Origin of the sequence: Paramesorhizobium salinisoli, assembly GCF_003335045.1 — a bacterium.
Taxonomy (GTDB): Bacteria; Pseudomonadota; Alphaproteobacteria; order Rhizobiales; family Rhizobiaceae; genus Paramesorhizobium; species Paramesorhizobium salinisoli.
In genome coordinates, this window is sequence record NZ_QOZG01000001.1 from 446,525 (window position 1) to 462,822 (window position 16,298).

Genomic DNA, 16,298 nt, shown 5'->3' on the forward strand with positions numbered 1-16,298 from the left:
ACCTCCCCTGGTGCTCCGTTGAGGAGCCTTTGGGAGGCAATCTAGCCGCCAGCCATGAAAAAACGACCAAGCGATACGGTAAAGTTTTAGCTATTCCTGGCTTGCGGCTGGTGAGGCTGCGGAAAAGACGATTTCCTCCGCCGTGGCGTGAATGGATATGGTCATTCCCGCTTCCTGAGCCAGGAGCAGTGTATAATAAGGCTGGACGGAATGGGCATCGACCGGCTCTTCCGGCATTTTCCCGCTGTGCAGCTCCAGGAATTTCGGCGGCACGCGCAGCATCGGCCCCTTGGCGGTCACGACGAAGCGCGGTTCGGTCTCCGCATTCTCCAGAACCACCGAAAGCGAGCCGCCGCGCGGAATGGCGCCATTGCCGATGAGGATCAGGTTGAGCAGCAGCTTGACCTTGTTCTTCGGCAGGAGGACGCGATTGCCGCTCCAGGTGAATTCGGCCTTCTCGCCCTTCATATATTCGTTCGCGACGTTCTGCGCGTCGCCCGTGTCGATCTGCACCCCGGCCGAACCGGCGGCGCCGAAAGCGATGCGCGCGAACTGAAGCCTTGCCGAAGCGGTACGCGCGCTCGACTTGATCAGGTTCATCGCGTCTTCGTCTGCCCCGCCTTCTTCCAGAAGCTCGAGGCCGTTATTGATCGCGCCGACCGGCGAGATGATGTCGTGGCAGATGCGGCTGCACAAAAGAGCGCCGAGATCGACGGCGGAAAGAACGACGGGCAAGGGCATGGACATATCTCCGGACAGCATGATTGCCTTCAGGCAATCGGACGGGTCTGAATTCTGGTTTCCAGGCCGAATCGCCCGGCTTTATCGCCTCTCTGGATACACAGGGCTTTTGCCGACGGCAAGGAAGCGCGGTCCGCCATGGGAAAATTTGACGGCGGCAGATCAACCGTCATGTGCCGAGTCATCGAAATGCCAAGATCCAAACATAATGATTTGGAAAACAATTAGCTCTTTAATAACGATGATTCGGGCAAAGCGGACGTGAGATCCGCATGCACGTTCTCTTCAGGGTTCCGGCGTCAGACAGAGAAGCGAGCAGCCAGAAGGAAAATTGAATGGCCTCTCTATTTCTGTCCCAATCCCAATCGTGGACCCGTCTGCGGTTTGCAGCGACGTTCGTAGCCTTGTTCGTGGCGGCGTTCCTGCTCGTCCCGCATCAGGCCCGCGCCAACGAAACCTACACGATGGAGGAGATCGTCGAATCCGGCCATCGCTTCTTCGGCTCGACCTCCGGCGGCATTGCGTCGGTGATCGAAAAGGTCTTCCAGAGCTACGGGCTGCCCAACGGCTATATATTGGGCGAAGAAGGCTCCGGCGCGTTTATCGGCGGCCTGACCTATGGCGAGGGCACGCTCTATACCAAGAACGCGGGCGACCATAAGACGTTCTGGCAGGGCCCGTCACTTGGCTGGGATTTCGGCGGCCAGGGCTCCCGCGTCATGATGCTCGTCTATAATCTCGACGATATCCAGAGCATGTATGGGCGCTATGCCGGCATATCCGGCTCGGCTTACGTCATTGCCGGAGCCGGATTCAACGTGCTCAAACGCGAGAACATCCTGCTCGTTCCGGTGCGCACCGGCGTTGGCGCTCGCCTGGGCGTCAATATCGGCTACCTCAAGCTGACACCGGCACCGACCTGGAATCCGTTTTGACGTGATGCACAAGCCTGCTGGATTACGGCGCAGGCTTGTGCCATTCTACGCATGGAACCTTGATCGGGTGGATCGAGGATAGATCATGCAGCATTTCAGCGTTATCGGGCGCCTTTTACGCATCCTGTCGGATGCAGGGCGTGGCGAGGCGTGCAACAGGTCCTGGTCCCGCAAGTGATCGAGTCTGCCCTTTTCTTCATCCTCGGCTTTCTCAGCGCCGTATTTCTCGCCGCGCTGGTCGCGCCATCCATATGGCGGCGCGCCACCATATTGACGCGGCGGCGCGTCGAGACCGAAGTCCCACTGACGCTCAATGAGATCCAGGCAGACAAGGACAGCTTGCGTGCGCACTATGCGATGGCAGTCCGCAAGCTCGAAATGCGGCTGGCCGAACTCAACGAGAAACATGCCGAACAAAAGATCGAACTTGGCGCCAATTACGAAAAACTCAAGCGACTCTCAACGCTGGAACACGAGTTGGAGGCGTTGCGTCAGCGCCAGGCCCAACGCGAGAGCGAGCTTGCATCGACCGCCAACGCGCTTGCTACTGCCGAACAGAGCCTTGGGCAGCACAAGGGCGAACTGGAGATGCTGCAGCTTCGCCACAGCGAGCTTTCAAGCCTCGCGGATACGCTCCGCATCGAGATTGCCGTGCGCGAAACCGAATTGGGGCGGCTGATGGGAGAACTGGACGACATGCGGCACGAACGCAAGAAGACCGATGCAACGCAACGCGAATTGTCGACCGAGGCCAAAACGGCCCAGTCAGCGCTCGCAAGCGAGCGCAAGCGCAATGCCGCACTGGAAAAGAAGCTGGAACGCCTGCTGACGGATCTCACCGACTTCAGGGAGAAACTTGAGCGGCGCGAAACCGAACTGGCGCGGCTGCGCAGCGGCGAAGCTGCCCCCGCCGCACAGGACAAGGCAAAGACCAAAGCCAAACAGGTTCAGTCCAGTGAAGCCAAGCCAGAGCAGGCTACGGCGGACGCCGCGTTGCGCGAGCAGATGCAGGAGCTCACCGCTGAAGTCGTCGCCATGACGGCAGAGCGCGAAGGCCCGCAATCGCCCATTCACAAGGCACTGGAACAGGCGGAAGCGAAGAAAGGCAGCGCAACGGATAACGCCCAGGAAAGCCTCGCCGATCGCATCCGCAACCTGAAAAAGCCGGAATAGCGGAATTCGACGTTCCGGAATGGATCATCGGATCAAGCCGATGATGACGAAGGGCTAATGATGACGCTCCGGGGGCACGGGCGGGTGGCCATCACTGCGACCAGCACCGCCGCCAATCCCTCCCCGCGAAGCGGAAAGGGCGGGGACGAAAAATCGCCCGACGGGCGGTCTAGCGGCCGCAGTCAAATACCTGGAGATGACCGCCCGTCTCCCCATCCCAGGTTTATGGGGCGCTCTTTCTCAATGGCCAGACGCGGAAAGCGGGCGTGGTAGCCTCCCGCTGCCAGCCAAAACTATCCCTTCTTTCCGTGGAATTCTCGGATGGCCGCGATCACGGTGTCCTGGTCGGCCTCGCTCAGATAGGGATGCATCGGCAGGCTCAGGATGCGGGTGGGCAGCGCTTCAGACACCGGCAGGCCTCCGGGCGCTACTGGATAATGCTTGTAGGCCTGCTGCAGATGCAACGGCTTGACGTAATAGATGACCGAGGGAATGCCGGCAGCCTGAAGATGAGCCTTCAAGCCGTCGCGGTTTTCGCTCTCGATCGAATATTGAGCCCAGGCCGAGCGATATCCTGCCGGCAGGTGCGGCACCTTCACCACATCCTTCAGCCCCTCGGCATAGCGTTTTGCCACCACCTGCCGCGCTTCCATCTCATCCTCGAGAATGGCAAGCTTCTCGATCAGGATCGCTGCCTGGATTGTGTCGAGGCGGGAATTGAGGCCGATGCGCACATTGTCATATTGCGTCTCGCCCTTGCCGTGAAACAGCACCGAGCGCAGCGTCTCAGCCAGTTCGCCGTCATTGGTGAACATCGCGCCGCCATCGCCATAGCAGCCGAGTGGCTTGGCCGGATAAAAGCTCGTCGAGGCGACATGGCCGAACGCGCCGCACATCACATTGTCGCGCTTGCCGCCAATCGACTGCGCCGCGTCCTCGATGACAAAAAGCCCCTCGCGCTCGGCCAGCGCCATCATCGCGTTGTATTCGGCGGCAAGGCCGAAAAGGTCGACCGGGATGATCGCCTTCGGCTGCAGGCGTCCTTCCCTGCGGATTTCGGCAATGGCCGCCTCAAGCTGCGCGACATCCATGTTGTAGCTGACAGGGTCGACATCGACAAAAACCGGCTCCGCGCCGGCAAGTGCCACCACCTCGGCCGTGGCCGCGAAGGTGAAGCTCGGGCAGAAGACCGCGTCGCCTGGCCCAATGCCGCGCGCCATCAGCGGCATCAGCAACGCATCCGTCCCATTGGCGCAGGCGATCACATGCTCGATGCCGACGTAATCGGCGAGCCTCTTCTCGAACTCCGCCACTTCAGGCCCAAGAATGTAGCGCCCGTCAGCCACCACCTTGGCGATAGCCGCGTTCAGCCGGTCTCCGATGCGCTCGCGTTGCGCCGCCAGATCGATGAATTGCATGTCTGCTCCAATGACGATTGATCCGCGGCCGATACCTTGCGCGAATCCGGTTGGGACTGTGTAACGCTTCGTTCCGGCAGCTTCCATCGCGCCGCCGTTCAAAGTTTGATCGGCTATGTAACAACGCTTGAGGCTGTTGTCACCGGTTGCTGATCACATCCCCATGTCAGAGATTTTGGCAGATTGCCAGTCGTTAGCCCTGTCACTGGCCATGATTGACGGTGCCGGCGGTCAGGATGCGCAGTACGTTGATCGCTTCCTCGCCGTCGGTACGCGGCTTTGCCCGCGTTTCGATGCAATCGATGAAATGCTGGCATTCGCGGGTGAGCGGCATGCCCTCTCCCACCCGGATATAGGTCGGCTCCTCGGCGGTGAACGCCCATTGCCCGTTGTCCTGCCAGACCGCATGGCGATAGACGGCGAGCTTGCGCTCCCATGGCTCGACATCGTCGAACACGGCCATCGCCTTGGTGCCCACCACCGTCAGACGGCGCTCGCGATAGGGATTAAGCCGAGAGGCGAAGAGATGACCGCGCAGATTGCCGGGGAATTTCAGATGCAGATGGGCGAAATCGCTCAAATGATCGAGAAGTGCTGCCCCCTCGCCGCGCACCTCGACGGGTTCGCAGCCGGTCAGCGCCAGAATCATCGAGAGATCATGCGGAGCGAGATCCCACAGCGCATCGTTTTCGGTGTGGAACTTGCCGAGGCCGAGGCGGTGCGAATGGATATAGCGCACTTCTCCCAGTTCACCCGCCTGCACCAGTTCGAGAAGCTTTTCAAAAGCCGGATGAAACCGCAGCACATGGCCGACCATGAAGACGCGGCCATTGTCGCGCGCAGCCTTCACCTCTGCCTCGGCATCTGCAACCGTCAGCGCGATCGGCTTTTCGACGAGCACGTCCTTGCCATTGGTCACCGCGCGGGTCGCATATTCCGCATGGAACTGCGGCGGCAGCGCCAGCACGATGGCGTCCACATCGTCACGGGTGAAGAGATCCTCCACCTCGATATGCAGCACGCCCTGCTCCGCGGCAAAGCCCGCAGCACGGTCGCTGTTCTGGTCGGAGACGGCGTAAAGCGCGCCGAGACTCTTCAATGTACGAATATGGTTGCTGCCCCAATAGCCGCAACCCAATACTGCAATGCGCGGTGCCATTAATTCCAAGCCTTTGCGTTCGCCACTCCCTTATCGACGCAAAAGCGGGAAGACAAGTCTTGGTCGCGATGAAGAACGCTTGACACGGCATTGTTACCCACCTTATACCCGCGCCGTTCCCGCTGAAAAACAGCGCGAAGCTCCGAGGATCGGGGCAACACCGATACGGCATCGGGGGCGGAGTAGCTCAGTAGGTTAGAGCAGAGGAATCATAATCCTTGTGTCGGGGGTTCGAATCCCTCCTCCGCTACCATCGCTTTTCAGAATGTAGCGCGACGCTCGTTTCTTACAGTTTGACGCTGGTTCTTAGACAGCCGCAATTTTTGCCGCCGGCGTTGCCAGAATGGTTGATCAGACCAGCGGGGCTGGATGCCATAGTAGAAATCTCGTTGCGACAAATATGTTTGCCAGAGTTGGCGCTGTTGCTCGACGTATTGGTGGATGTAAATATTGCCGCTGCCCAATCCCGCCGCAGTCTGCGGGCCATCCGTCAACGCGTAATGTATCATATGTCCGGCATGGCTGGCCGTCCTGAGCGCTTTGTCGATGCCTTGCGATGACAGCGGATCATAGGCTTGTGCCGCGTCGCCCACCGCGATCCAGGCGTCACCGCCGAAGTCTCGCAGTCGCTGGCTGTTCGCAGGTGCGCCCCGGATCGTCCCGCAGGGGCGATAGCCCCTGGCTTTGAGCAATGGTGCTATATGCGTCGCGCCGGCCAGCAGCTGATCGAAGCCTTGCCGTGACGCAGCCAGCCTCGCTGCCGGCAAGTCCCTGTCGGAGTGAAAAACCACCAACCGCCCGGTTTCGCCGCCATCACGGCCTGGCAAGCGGTTGCTGTACCACCAGCCGTCTGGAGCGGCCTCGATCCTTGTATAGCGGTCATCATCCTCGCCGGTGCAGGAAAACCATTGCGCATAGGCGAACAACTGATCGTCATCAGGGACGATCGGGACACCGAGCATCCGGGCTACAACCGCCTGCCGACCAGAACAATCGACGAGATAACGGGCACGATCCTGCCGGATGCCTGCATCCGAGGCGAATGTGAGCTGCCAATTGTAGGAGCCGTCAGCGATACGCGCGCAAGAGCGCAAACTGGTGCCCTTGAGCAAGGTTGCGCCAGCGCGAACCGCATTCGCGCGCAGGGCTTCATCGAAAGCCAATCGGTCGATGCACACGCCGTGGCCGGACGACGTAAAGAAAAAATCCGCGATATCGGCCTGCTCGCTCGCCCATAGCGAGACATTGCCGGCCGTGCTGAAAAGGCCGGGAAGTTGTTGTTCCGGAGATTCAGGGTCTCCAAGGAAGTGTTTGACCAGACCAATCGATGCCGGCGGCAGGGACTCGCCGAGCTTGAAACTGGAGGATTCCCGTCTCTCCACCAACAGCACACGCTGGCCGTACCTAGCCAGCGTGATGGCGGTTGCGGATCCCGCGGGCCCGGAGCCGACAATGACGACGTCCCAGGTTGTGCCGGTCCGCTCGGGCTGCGACATCGGCGGCACGAATTATGTTTTTTTGGCCGGCGGCATATTCAGCGCCGGATCACGCTCTTGCTCGACGAAGACGGTCTGACCATTGTCCTTCAGATAGCTGCCGTCCTCATTCTTGATCGGCAGCACCATCCCCAGCTTTGACCAGGCATAGGCCATCTGGTTGTAACCGTCAGTGGCCGACAGCGGTTCGCCCTGTTCATCATATCCGCGGAACCATTCCTTGTAGGTTCGGGTCTGGTTCGTCTTGTCGTATGCAAAAACGATATCCGGCCGCTGAACTGGCCACCACGCCTGGTTGCAAGACCAGAAATCGCCCTGCCAAGGGCACGACATATAGGCAGCAAGCGAACCGGGCTCGATACCCTGATTGACGCGGAACGCCTCGGCGAAATTTTCCCGATAGATAATGAGATACGGGAATTCGATGCCGGGATGAAAACCGCCGCCGATCGTGGGCTCGAGCGCCGAACTGTCCAGCGCGTGCGGCTGCTCGGCGAGCGGCAACGACTCAAGAGGCACCGGCTTTGGCGGAACGCCGACATCAAAATTCCCGTCAGCCCACTCTTTCATGTGATTGAGTTGTAATTCGGTAAGGCTCAGGAACTGGTTCGGGAAGCTATTGCCCAACTGCTTGTTCTGCAACGGCTTGCCCGCGGTGCCCCAAAGCTTGGGCATCTTGTAGTCTTCCTCGTCTCGCTTGAATTCATCGTTCTTCCAGCTGGTCGGGCGCTCCGGTGGCGGCGGCATCAGTGAATCGACCAGCCGCCCGTTCTTTCCGGCCGCTTGCCGCATCAGGCTATAGACCATCTGCCTTGTCGGCTGGCTGTTCTCGCTTGGATCGATGAAAGCGGCCATATAATCGCTGTTGAGCAAGTTTCCCGGCTGCTTCGGACCATGAGCGGCATCCTTGGAGTCTCCCGTAACGCCCGCAGCCTCGGCGCTCACCCACCCATAGTTAACCGCCTTGGCGAAGATCGGATAGACATCGCGGTAGAAGTTCGTCTTCTGCTTGGCGTAAGGATATGCTTCAGGGAAAGCCTCGTACACACGATCCAAAAGCGACACCACGTGGTACATGTGAGGTGCAAATTTCGGTGGCGCGGTGGCGATCCACGCCCCTGCGTGCGGGTTTCTCGTACCTTCATCGGTCGCCGACTTCACATTGTCGCGCGTGCTCAGGATAGTGCCATCCTTGAGCGTGACCGTGACATCGATTTCACCACCACACGTGTCGTCCCACCATCCCGGAATGTTGAAATATGCAAACTGGTTCGTCAGCGGATTTTTGCCGTCTTCCGGGCCGTTCGGAGGGTTGACCGTCATACTCGGGTTCGACAATTCCACCTTGGGTGTCGTGACGCATTCGCTTTTCCCGGGCGCCGGAACGAACAGCAGGCGGTCCTTGGAATCGAGGCGAAGCTGCCCCAGTTCGATATCGGTGGCTGCTTTGTAAGTCACCTCGACGTCTTTCGAGGGATCCTGCGGTGTGAAACCCTCGAACCGCAATTGCCCGGGCAACGTGCCTTTTTCGATGCCCGTGAAAATATCGCCTTTCATGACGACCGGACCGGCTTCTCCAGAGGCGATCGTATGCACACCGGGATCGATGATGAGCTTGTCACGTTCGATCGGCTTCATACCCGGCTGGATGGACGGGTTGCGCAACATGTCCGGGTCAAACAGATATGCCCCTTGAAAGGCATAATTCGCCGATTTCATGTTCCGGACATGAACCCGCCAGCGAATGGATTGTACGAGGTCTGACTCGGAGGTGAGTTCCGCGACGACGTTGCCGTCGGCATCATAGGCATAGACCCGATATCGCTGCGCCTGGCGTTTCAGCCGCGCACTGCTGTCACGGTAGGTTCCGCCGTTTGGTCCGGGGCCATTGCTGCCGCCGGGATCGACCACGATTCCCGGCGCTTCGGGACCAATGTAAAACTCGTCACTGTCCCCCAGGCGAGCAATGCCTATACCGGGATGGATGCGAATGCTGTTGATCTTATCGGCCACCGCTCAACCTCCAAAAATTGCTGTTTTTAATCCGACTCTGAAAGAGCATTTCAGACAGCCCGGGTTGCTCAGAGAGACGACCGGACGATCTTCCAGTCCACCAGGTCTGCAGAGGCGACCGCGTACCGGTTTCCACAATGTTCGATGTCGGCGTAAGTGAGGCCGCCTGATTGGGCATGGGCCTGCATGGAGAAGCCCCCGCCGAAGCTCGCCTTGATCGATTTCTCGATGTGCGAGGCAGTGGAGGCTGGTGCGCTGTGCGTTTTAGCCTCCCCTTTTCCGGTGCTGCCGATACCGCCCAGCAGGAGAACGGAGGACGCTGCGCATCCCTTTATGAAGTCTCTACGCTCGATGTTCATATTCCGTACTCCCTGGCATTATCGCCCTGACACCAATCATCGCGTCATCTCGACGTTATTTCGTTGAAAAGTATTACGGATGAGGATTTAATATGGAATGAATATTGATTTATAAATTACTTTAAAAATAGGAGACTACTTCATCTTTTTAATAATATTTATCACTGTGCTATATTAAGTAAATATATTTATTTATATAATATTCAAGCTGCTGAAAGATACACATAAAAGAATGGGAAGAAGCCGTCAGCCTCTTCCCACCGACATGATCAATCTCTCCAGGACCTTGTCGCCGCCCCTGCGCTACAAAAAGCCTACAATGCAGCCCTCCGCACATTCCTAGTCGCGATAAAGGAAAATATTCCTAGAATACGGCGTATCTTTTTTGTATTTACGGCGCGTCGTCTGGTGCGTTGAACACGCGCGGGAGCCGATCTGCTCCGGGGCGATCGGCGCGTGAAAACGCCTGGAACGACCCTTCGCTTCGCATCCCCATTCTGGTGCAGTTTATCAACCCGAGAATAAAGCGGCTCGCTTCTAAAATCTCCCCTTGTTTATGCAACAACCATGTTGCATAACATCCTGAGATGTCTGACGAAGAGGGTACAAACCGCATTTACCGGGCGATCGCCGATACGACTCGCCGACGAATCATCGATGAGTTGGCGCTGCGCGATCGCCAGTCCTTGTTCGAGATTTGTGCGCGAATGATATCCAAGCACGGTATCTATCTCAGCCGCCAGGCGTTCTCGCGGCACCTGTCCGTGCTGGAGGACGTCGGCATCATCGAGGTGGAGTGGCAGGGTACGACCAAACTCCACTCCCTGAATAAAGCGCCGTTGGCCGGATTGGCGAACGGCTGGCTCTCCAGATTCGAGGAACAGTGAATGAAAATCTATGTGACCAGTGTCTTCGTCGATGACCAAGCCAAGGCCCTCGATTTTTACACGCGAGTGCTTGGCTTCGAGGTCAAGCATGACGTGCCCGTCGGAAAGCACCGCTGGCTCACGGTTGTCGATAGGAACAATCCTAGTGGCACGGAACTGCTTCTCGAGCCGAGTGAACACCCCGCCGCCAAACCTTTCAAGGATGCGCTGGTGCGTGACGGTATCCCCTTCACGTCCTTCCAGGTCGATGATCTGGACGCAGAATATGGCAGGCTTCGCGGCCTTGGAGTGGAGTTCACGCAGGCGCCCATGGATGCAGGCACCGTCAAGATGGCTGTATTCGATGACACCTGTGGAAATTTAATTCAGCTGGTCGAGATGATCGAACCGGTGTGAGCACTGCCCGACGAGAGATCACGGATTCCGGTTTTGCTCCAACCACAGCATTTTCCCGCCTCCTCCACAGTGGTCTTTGCGGCAGGCTGGCGGTAGTTCCCGTTTACCTGCCGACAGGGCAAGTCTTTTCCGTGAACACCTGAAGCGTTGAAGACGTACGGGCCAGGCGCAGTGGGCGTGTTACTCTATCGATGATTCCGCCAGCTTGATGGTCACCTCAGTTTCCCAATTGGCAGGGTCGGGTTTGGACACTGGATGGCAGACCGCGTCGCCCACGAGCTTGAAAGACTTTCCCTCCGAGGATGCGGGACCTATAATCCAAACGCCATAATACTTAGTCACATCAACGCGCTTGCCTTTGATTGTACTTTACGTCAACTTCCAACTTCTGCCTTTTTCATAAAAGGCACCAACTTAAACTTTGGAGGATAGAATGGCAGACGATAAGAACAAGACCAAGCAAGACAGGTTGCGCATTGCGGCCAACCAGCCTTATGAGGTTGGCTATTTCCGCAAAAAGCACGGATTATCCCAGGATGCGGCTCGTAAGATCATCCAGGAAACGCGTGGCGATCGCGAAAAGGCCAACGAAATGGCCCGGAACCTGAGGAAGTAGCCCGCGCCTCAAAGCCACTGACGCCACGGATCTATACTGCTACCGCGACCGGCCTGTTCGCCCTTGCGTTTGGCAAAGATCAGTTGCGCAGCCGATAGCCGGTCCTGAATATCCACGCGACAATTGCTATGCAGATGAGCAGGAAGACGACGGTCATTCCGAGACTGATCGCGACCGGAACGTCGGATGTTCCGTAAAAGCTCCAGCGGAAGCCGCTGACGAGATAGACAACCGGGTTGAACAGCGTCACGGTCCGCCAGATATCGGGCAGCATGTTGATTGAATAGAAGCTGCCGCCGAGGAAGGTCAATGGCGTGACGATCAGCAGCGGCACCAGTTGCAGCTGCTCGAAGCTTTTCGCCCAGATGCCGATGATGAAGCCGAACAGGCTGAAGGTCACCGCTGTCAGCACCAGGAAAGCGAGCATCCATACCGGATGCTCGATCCTGAGCGGCACGAACAGCGCTGCAGTCGCCAGGATGATCAGGCCAAGCACGATCGACTTGGTCGCAGCAGCCCCGACATAGGCGAGGACAATTTCGAGATAGGATACCGGCGCCGACAGCAATTCATAAATCGAGCCGACGAATTTGGGAAAATAGATAGCGAAGGAGGCATTGGAGATCGACTGCGTCAAAAGCGTCAACATGATCAGCCCCGGCACGATAAAGGCGCCGTAGCTGATGCCGTCAATCTCGGTAATGCGTGAGCCGATGGCCGAGCCGAAGACGACGAAATAGAGCGATGTTGAAATGACCGGCGAAACGATGCTCTGCAGCATCGTGCGGAAGGCGCGCGCCATTTCCATCCGGTAGATGGCCCAGACTGCGTGGAAATTCATGCCTGTTTCCTCACCAGATTGACGAAGATCTCCTCAAGCGAGCTGTTTTCCGTGTCCATGTCGCGGAAGTGGATGCCGGCCGCCTCCAGTTCACGGATCAGCGAAGCGACGCCGGGCCGTTCGCTTTGGTTGTCATATGTGTAGGTGAGTTGCCCGCCATCGGGGGAAAGCTCCAACGCATAATGCGAAAACGCATCCGGAATAGCGTCCAGCGGGCTGCGCAACTCCAGTATGAGCCGCTTGCGGCCCAGCTTGCGCATCAGTTCCGCCTTGTCCTCGACCAGCACGATCTCGCCGCGGTTGATCACGCCGACGCGGTCGGCCATAGCCTCGGCTTCTTCGATGTAATGCGTGGTCAGGATGATGGTGACGCCGTCCTCGCGGAGCCGGCGCACCATCGCCCACATGTCCTGGCGCAGTTCGACATCGACACCCGCCGTCGGTTCGTCAAGAAACAGGATGCGTGGCTCGTGCGACAGCGCCTTCGCGATCATCAGCCGGCGCTTCATGCCGCCGGACAGCGTGATCGCCTTGGCGTCCTTCTTGTCCCATAGCGACAGGTCGCGCAGCACTTTTTCGACAAACGCCTTGTCCGCCGGCTTTCCGAACAGGCCGCGACTGTAGTTGACCGTCGCCCACACGCTTTCGAAGGCGTCGATGGTCAGTTCCTGCGGCACCAGCCCGATCAGGCTGCGCGCGGCACGGTAGTCGCGATTGATGTCATGGCCGTCGACGGTGACGGTGCCCGACGAGCGGTTGACGATACCGCAGACGATCGAAATCAGCGTCGTCTTGCCCGCGCCGTTCGGCCCAAGCAGCGCAAAGATCTCGCCGCGTCTTATGTCGAGATTGATCTCCTTCAACGCCGTGAAGCCCGTAGCGTAGGTCTTGGTGACCCCGGAAATCGAGATGATCGGTTGCATGGCTGAAACGGCTACTTGAAGGAGGGTTGTCTAATTAGCCCACTGAATGTGGGTGCGCGAACTCGGAAGTCAATGCTACTTCGGACAGTTCCGGACATGGAATTCGCCAGAACGTATCCCGATGTAGGCAACCCCTGCCCCGCCGTCCAGCCGAAATTCAACCAGAACACGTTTCCGGCACATCCCATTCTCTCCATATCTCGGAAGGCACGCGTGTATCCGGCCGTTCTGCACGATTGTGTCGTTCCGGCAACGGAAGGGCCGGTTCTCTGTTCCAGCCCCTTATTCGCCGTCGTTTAAGGACACTATTAACCTTCATTTTTTAATGATTTCAGCAAGCCCATCAAGGCGATTTCACATATGCGGGTTGCGGTGTCATGCGTATCCAGAGAACGAATTTTCCAACAATGTCAGATAATTGCAACGAAGCTCCCGAGGATTTTGATCCAATGCCAATGCACGGGCCAATACACGGGACTCCAGTTCCAGCCGAATCCCCCGTCACGTCCCAGCCCTTCAATGCACCTCGTAACCCCGCGGTCATTCCCGCAGCCGTTCCTGCTGCAGCGCATCGGCCTTTGAACCCTGTCCGGCCTCAGCCGCCGGTCGCGCAAAAGCCAGTTCCATCCGCCGCAAGGACCGCGAGGTCCATCCATACGACCCCTCATGCACAGATGACGGCCTCGAGCACCCAGCCAACGCAGACCAGCGAATCCGGTTATCCCCCGGTATGGAAGCATGCGTTTTCGCTGGCCGAGAATGTGCGTTTCACGCGCACGCCGGAATGCGAACTGACGAAATCCAAGGATCAGGCGGAGGAAGCGAGCGTTTCCGGTCAAACCGATCTAGGACCAAAGGACCTCGTGCGGCCCAGGAAAGCGTTCCATACGACAGCGCTTCCAGAAGTCCCGGCAGCTTCAGCTGCCGGGACGGCCTCCGTTTCCCGGCCAGTCGCGCCCGCCTTCAAGCCTGCCCCGATCACCGGTCAGATGGCGTCAAATCTTCCCCTCAGGCAGACTATTGTTACGACCCAATCGCAAGGGACATCATCGTCAAAGGGCACGCAAGCTCGGCCAGGAAGGGACGAGGCTTTCGCCCATCTGTCTGATTTCGCTTTTTGGGAATCCATGGAACTTATGGGCGAGTTGCCTCCAGCGCCAGCCGTGGCGGCCCCCGCCCGGCCCAGGCCGCAGACGGCGCCGACGTCGATCACCACCATGTTCCGCGTCGTGGAGTGGAAGCCCAGTGCGCCGGAAGCCGAAGCGCCGATACCTCCGGCACTGCATGCCGCCGTTGAGATCACTCCCGAACCACCGGTCGCTCCGGCGCAACCCCTGGCCCGCAAGCCGCTCATACATGTCCAGGAGGAGGTAGCGGTCCAGAGCTCCGACGATCATCGGCCCCATGCAGTCGTCACACCGCATGAGGTGGATAACGACGCTCCGCAGGCGACTGTACGCGTTGCTCCCGTCACCATGATGCGGCCCGTGGAGCGAAAGGAACAGCCTTTCGCCTCCGCCCGCATGGAGCTTCGCCTCATGGGCGCCGCGGGGCAGCACGGCTATGAGATGCCGCCGGTTTCGCTGCTGCAGGAGCCGGCCCCGCAGACGGGGGAAGTCATCACGCAGGAGATGCTCGAGCGCAAGGCCGGGCTTCTCGAGAACGTGCTGGAGGATTTCGGCGTCAAGGGCGAGATCATCCATGTGCGCCCGGGTCCCGTCGTGACGCTTTACGAGTTCGAGCCCGCACCGGGCATAAAATCCTCCCGCGTCATCGGCCTTGCCGATGATATCGCCCGCTCGATGTCGGCATTGTCGGCCCGCGTTGCGGTGGTTCCCGGCCGCAACGTCATCGGCATCGAACTGCCCAACGCCACCCGCGAGACCGTCTATTTCCGCGAAATGATCACCTCGCCGGATTTCCAGCGCACAAGCTTCAAGCTCGCGCTCTGCCTCGGCAAGACCATCGGCGGCGAACCCGTCGTGGCGGAACTGGCGAAGATGCCACATCTGCTCGTCGCCGGCACCACCGGCTCGGGCAAGTCGGTGGCCATCAACACCATGATCCTGTCGCTGCTCTACAGGCTCACGCCCGAAGAATGCCGCCTGATCATGGTCGATCCGAAGATGCTGGAACTGTCGATCTATGACGGCATCCCGCATCTCCTGACGCCCGTCGTCACTGACCCGAAGAAAGCCGTCATGGCGCTCAAATGGGCGGTGCGCGAGATGGAGGATCGCTATCGCAAGATGTCGGCGGTCGGCGTGCGCAACATCGACGGCTTCAACAGCCGCATGACTGCTGCCAAGCAGAAGGGCGAAACGGTGCTGCGCACCATCCAGACCGGCTTCGATAAGAACACCGGCGAAGCCCTCTACGAGCAGGAGGAGATGGACCTCGCGCCGATGCCCTATATCGTCATCATCGTCGACGAGATGGCCGATCTGATGATGGTCGCCGGCAAGGAGATCGAAGGCGCGATCCAGCGGCTGGCCCAGATGGCCCGCGCCGCCGGCATCCACCTGATCATGGCGACGCAGCGCCCCTCCGTTGATGTCATCACCGGCACGATCAAGGCGAACTTCCCGACGCGCATCTCCTTCCAGGTCACGTCGAAGATCGACAGCCGCACCATTCTCGGTGAACAGGGCGCCGAGCAATTGCTCGGCCAGGGCGACATGCTGCACATGGTCGGCGGCGGACGCATCTCGCGCGTGCACGGCCCCTTCGTTTCCGACGAGGAAGTGGAAAAGGTCGTCACACATCTGAAGGCCCAGGGCCGGCCCGATTACCTCAACACGGTCACCGCGGACGAGGACGAAGAGGTCGAGCCGGAGGACACCGCAGTCTTCGACAAGAGCGCGATGGCGGCCGAGGATGGCGACGACGATCTCTACGCGCAGGCAGTCAAGGTGATCCTGCGCGACAAGAAATGCTCCACCTCCTACATCCAGCGCCGCCTCGGCATCGGCTACAACCGCGCCGCCTCGCTGGTCGAGCGGATGGAGAAGGAAGGCCTCGTAGGTCCGGCAAACCATGTCGGCAAGCGCGAGATCCTCTCGCAGAACCGCGACAGGAGCGTCTCGCGCAGCGAGGACGACGATATCTAGAGCATTTCAGATTGAAGTGAAAACGCCGGCGGGACAGCGCCCCCCTCTGCCCTGCCGGGCATCTCCCCCTCAAGGGGGAGATTAGCTGATATGATTTTCAGTTCCCGTTCTGCAACGTCTGCGATTGATGCAGCACATCTATGAAGGAGCAATCTCCCTCCTTATGGGGGAGATGGCCGGCAGGCCAGAGGGGGGTGCCTCGCGATTCCGTCAAAACTGGAACCGCTTTAG

At 59.0% G+C, this 16,298-nt stretch carries 13 protein-coding genes, 1 tRNA gene and 1 pseudogene; 7 read left to right on the forward strand and 8 right to left on the reverse strand.

Features of this window, described 5'->3' with window-relative positions; genetic code table 11:
• Positions 1 to 90: 90 nt before the first annotated feature.
• The gene (gene chpT / locus DUT91_RS02085; RefSeq protein ID WP_114438688.1) at positions 91 to 741 is read right to left on the reverse strand and encodes a histidine phosphotransferase ChpT; all 651 of its coding nucleotides are present in this window, start codon (positions 739 to 741) and stop codon (positions 91 to 93) included.
• A 335-nt stretch (positions 742 to 1,076) separates the two neighbouring features.
• On the opposite strand from chpT, the gene DUT91_RS02090 reads away from it, so the two are divergent.
• Positions 1,077 to 1,676, forward strand: coding sequence for a DUF1134 domain-containing protein (locus DUT91_RS02090; RefSeq protein WP_114438689.1), 600 nt, complete (start codon positions 1,077 to 1,079; stop codon positions 1,674 to 1,676).
• A 174-nt stretch (positions 1,677 to 1,850) separates the two neighbouring features.
• The gene (locus DUT91_RS02095; RefSeq protein WP_147272138.1) at positions 1,851 to 2,849 is read left to right on the forward strand and encodes a coiled-coil domain-containing protein; all 999 of its coding nucleotides are present in this window, start codon (positions 1,851 to 1,853) and stop codon (positions 2,847 to 2,849) included.
• 293 nt (positions 2,850 to 3,142) lie between these two features.
• Here the strand turns inward: DUT91_RS02095 and DUT91_RS02100 are convergent, their stop codons facing one another.
• Positions 3,143 to 4,267, reverse strand: coding sequence for a DegT/DnrJ/EryC1/StrS family aminotransferase (locus tag DUT91_RS02100; RefSeq protein WP_114439002.1), 1,125 nt, complete (start codon positions 4,265 to 4,267; stop codon positions 3,143 to 3,145).
• 202 nt (positions 4,268 to 4,469) lie between these two features.
• Entirely contained in the window at positions 4,470 to 5,426 is a 957-nt protein-coding gene (locus tag DUT91_RS02105; RefSeq protein ID WP_114438691.1) for a Gfo/Idh/MocA family protein, read from the reverse strand.
• Positions 5,427 to 5,602: 176 nt separating this feature from the next.
• Between DUT91_RS02105 and DUT91_RS02110 the strand changes: the two genes are divergently transcribed.
• Positions 5,603 to 5,679: transfer RNA gene (locus tag DUT91_RS02110), tRNA-Met, on the forward strand.
• Positions 5,680 to 5,686: 7 nt separating this feature from the next.
• On the opposite strand, the gene DUT91_RS02115 is transcribed toward DUT91_RS02110, so the two are convergent.
• The 3 genes from DUT91_RS02115 to DUT91_RS02125 form a co-directional block, all read right to left on the reverse strand.
• A complete protein-coding gene (locus DUT91_RS02115; RefSeq protein WP_114438692.1) occupies positions 5,687 to 6,922 on the reverse strand; it encodes an NAD(P)/FAD-dependent oxidoreductase in 1,236 nt (411 codons plus the stop codon).
• A gap of 12 nt (positions 6,923 to 6,934) precedes the next feature.
• The gene (locus DUT91_RS02120; protein WP_114438693.1) at positions 6,935 to 8,935 is read right to left on the reverse strand and encodes a LodA/GoxA family CTQ-dependent oxidase; all 2,001 of its coding nucleotides are present in this window, start codon (positions 8,933 to 8,935) and stop codon (positions 6,935 to 6,937) included.
• Between the two features lie 68 nt (positions 8,936 to 9,003).
• Positions 9,004 to 9,294, reverse strand: coding sequence for a twin-arginine translocation signal domain-containing protein (locus DUT91_RS02125; protein WP_114438694.1), 291 nt, complete (start codon positions 9,292 to 9,294; stop codon positions 9,004 to 9,006).
• A 587-nt stretch (positions 9,295 to 9,881) separates the two neighbouring features.
• Between DUT91_RS02125 and DUT91_RS02130 the strand changes: the two genes are divergently transcribed.
• The 3 genes from DUT91_RS02130 to DUT91_RS02140 all read left to right on the forward strand — a co-directional run bounded on the left by DUT91_RS02130 (position 9,882) and on the right by DUT91_RS02140 (position 11,193).
• Entirely contained in the window at positions 9,882 to 10,181 is a 300-nt protein-coding gene (locus DUT91_RS02130) for an ArsR/SmtB family transcription factor (protein WP_114438695.1), read from the forward strand.
• Positions 10,182 to 10,577, forward strand: a complete 396-nt coding sequence (locus tag DUT91_RS02135) for a VOC family protein (RefSeq protein WP_114438696.1) — start codon at positions 10,182 to 10,184, stop codon at positions 10,575 to 10,577.
• A 433-nt stretch (positions 10,578 to 11,010) separates the two neighbouring features.
• Entirely contained in the window at positions 11,011 to 11,193 is a 183-nt protein-coding gene (locus DUT91_RS02140) for a DUF3606 domain-containing protein (protein ID WP_114438697.1), read from the forward strand.
• A 79-nt stretch (positions 11,194 to 11,272) separates the two neighbouring features.
• Here the strand turns inward: DUT91_RS02140 and DUT91_RS02145 are convergent, their stop codons facing one another.
• Together DUT91_RS02145 and DUT91_RS02150 are read right to left on the reverse strand one after the other, a co-directional pair.
• Positions 11,273 to 12,034, reverse strand: a complete 762-nt coding sequence (locus tag DUT91_RS02145; RefSeq protein WP_114438698.1) for an ABC transporter permease — start codon at positions 12,032 to 12,034, stop codon at positions 11,273 to 11,275.
• Positions 12,031 to 12,957 carry an ABC transporter ATP-binding protein gene (locus tag DUT91_RS02150; RefSeq protein ID WP_114438699.1) on the reverse strand — a complete coding sequence of 309 codons (927 nt, stop codon included), beginning with the start codon at positions 12,955 to 12,957 and terminating at the stop codon, positions 12,031 to 12,033. The genes DUT91_RS02145 and DUT91_RS02150 overlap by 4 nt, the downstream gene beginning before the upstream one ends.
• Positions 12,958 to 14,051: 1,094 nt before the next feature.
• On the opposite strand from DUT91_RS02150, the pseudogene DUT91_RS02155 reads away from it, so the two are divergent.
• Positions 14,052 to 16,067: pseudogene (locus tag DUT91_RS02155) on the forward strand (DNA translocase FtsK); the annotation flags it as partial.
• Positions 16,068 to 16,298 lie beyond the last annotated feature (231 nt).

Coding starts and splice junctions, on each gene's coding strand:
- chpT (WP_114438688.1), bottom strand. CDS start 741: ATGCCCTTGCCCGTCGTTCTTTCCGCCGTCGATCTCGGCGCTCTTTTG.
- DUT91_RS02100 (WP_114439002.1), bottom strand. CDS start 4,267: ATGCAATTCATCGATCTGGCGGCGCAACGCGAGCGCATCGGAGACCGG.
- DUT91_RS02130 (WP_114438695.1), top strand. CDS start 9,882: ATGTCTGACGAAGAGGGTACAAACCGCATTTACCGGGCGATCGCCGAT.
- DUT91_RS02135 (WP_114438696.1), top strand. CDS start 10,182: ATGAAAATCTATGTGACCAGTGTCTTCGTCGATGACCAAGCCAAGGCC.
- DUT91_RS02090 (WP_114438689.1), top strand. CDS start 1,077: ATGGCCTCTCTATTTCTGTCCCAATCCCAATCGTGGACCCGTCTGCGG.
- DUT91_RS02115 (WP_114438692.1), bottom strand. CDS start 6,922: ATGTCGCAGCCCGAGCGGACCGGCACAACCTGGGACGTCGTCATTGTC.
- DUT91_RS02105 (WP_114438691.1), bottom strand. CDS start 5,426: ATGGCACCGCGCATTGCAGTATTGGGTTGCGGCTATTGGGGCAGCAAC.
- DUT91_RS02125 (WP_114438694.1), bottom strand. CDS start 9,294: ATGAACATCGAGCGTAGAGACTTCATAAAGGGATGCGCAGCGTCCTCC.
- DUT91_RS02145 (WP_114438698.1), bottom strand. CDS start 12,034: ATGAATTTCCACGCAGTCTGGGCCATCTACCGGATGGAAATGGCGCGC.
- DUT91_RS02140 (WP_114438697.1), top strand. CDS start 11,011: ATGGCAGACGATAAGAACAAGACCAAGCAAGACAGGTTGCGCATTGCG.
- DUT91_RS02150 (WP_114438699.1), bottom strand. CDS start 12,957: ATGCAACCGATCATCTCGATTTCCGGGGTCACCAAGACCTACGCTACG.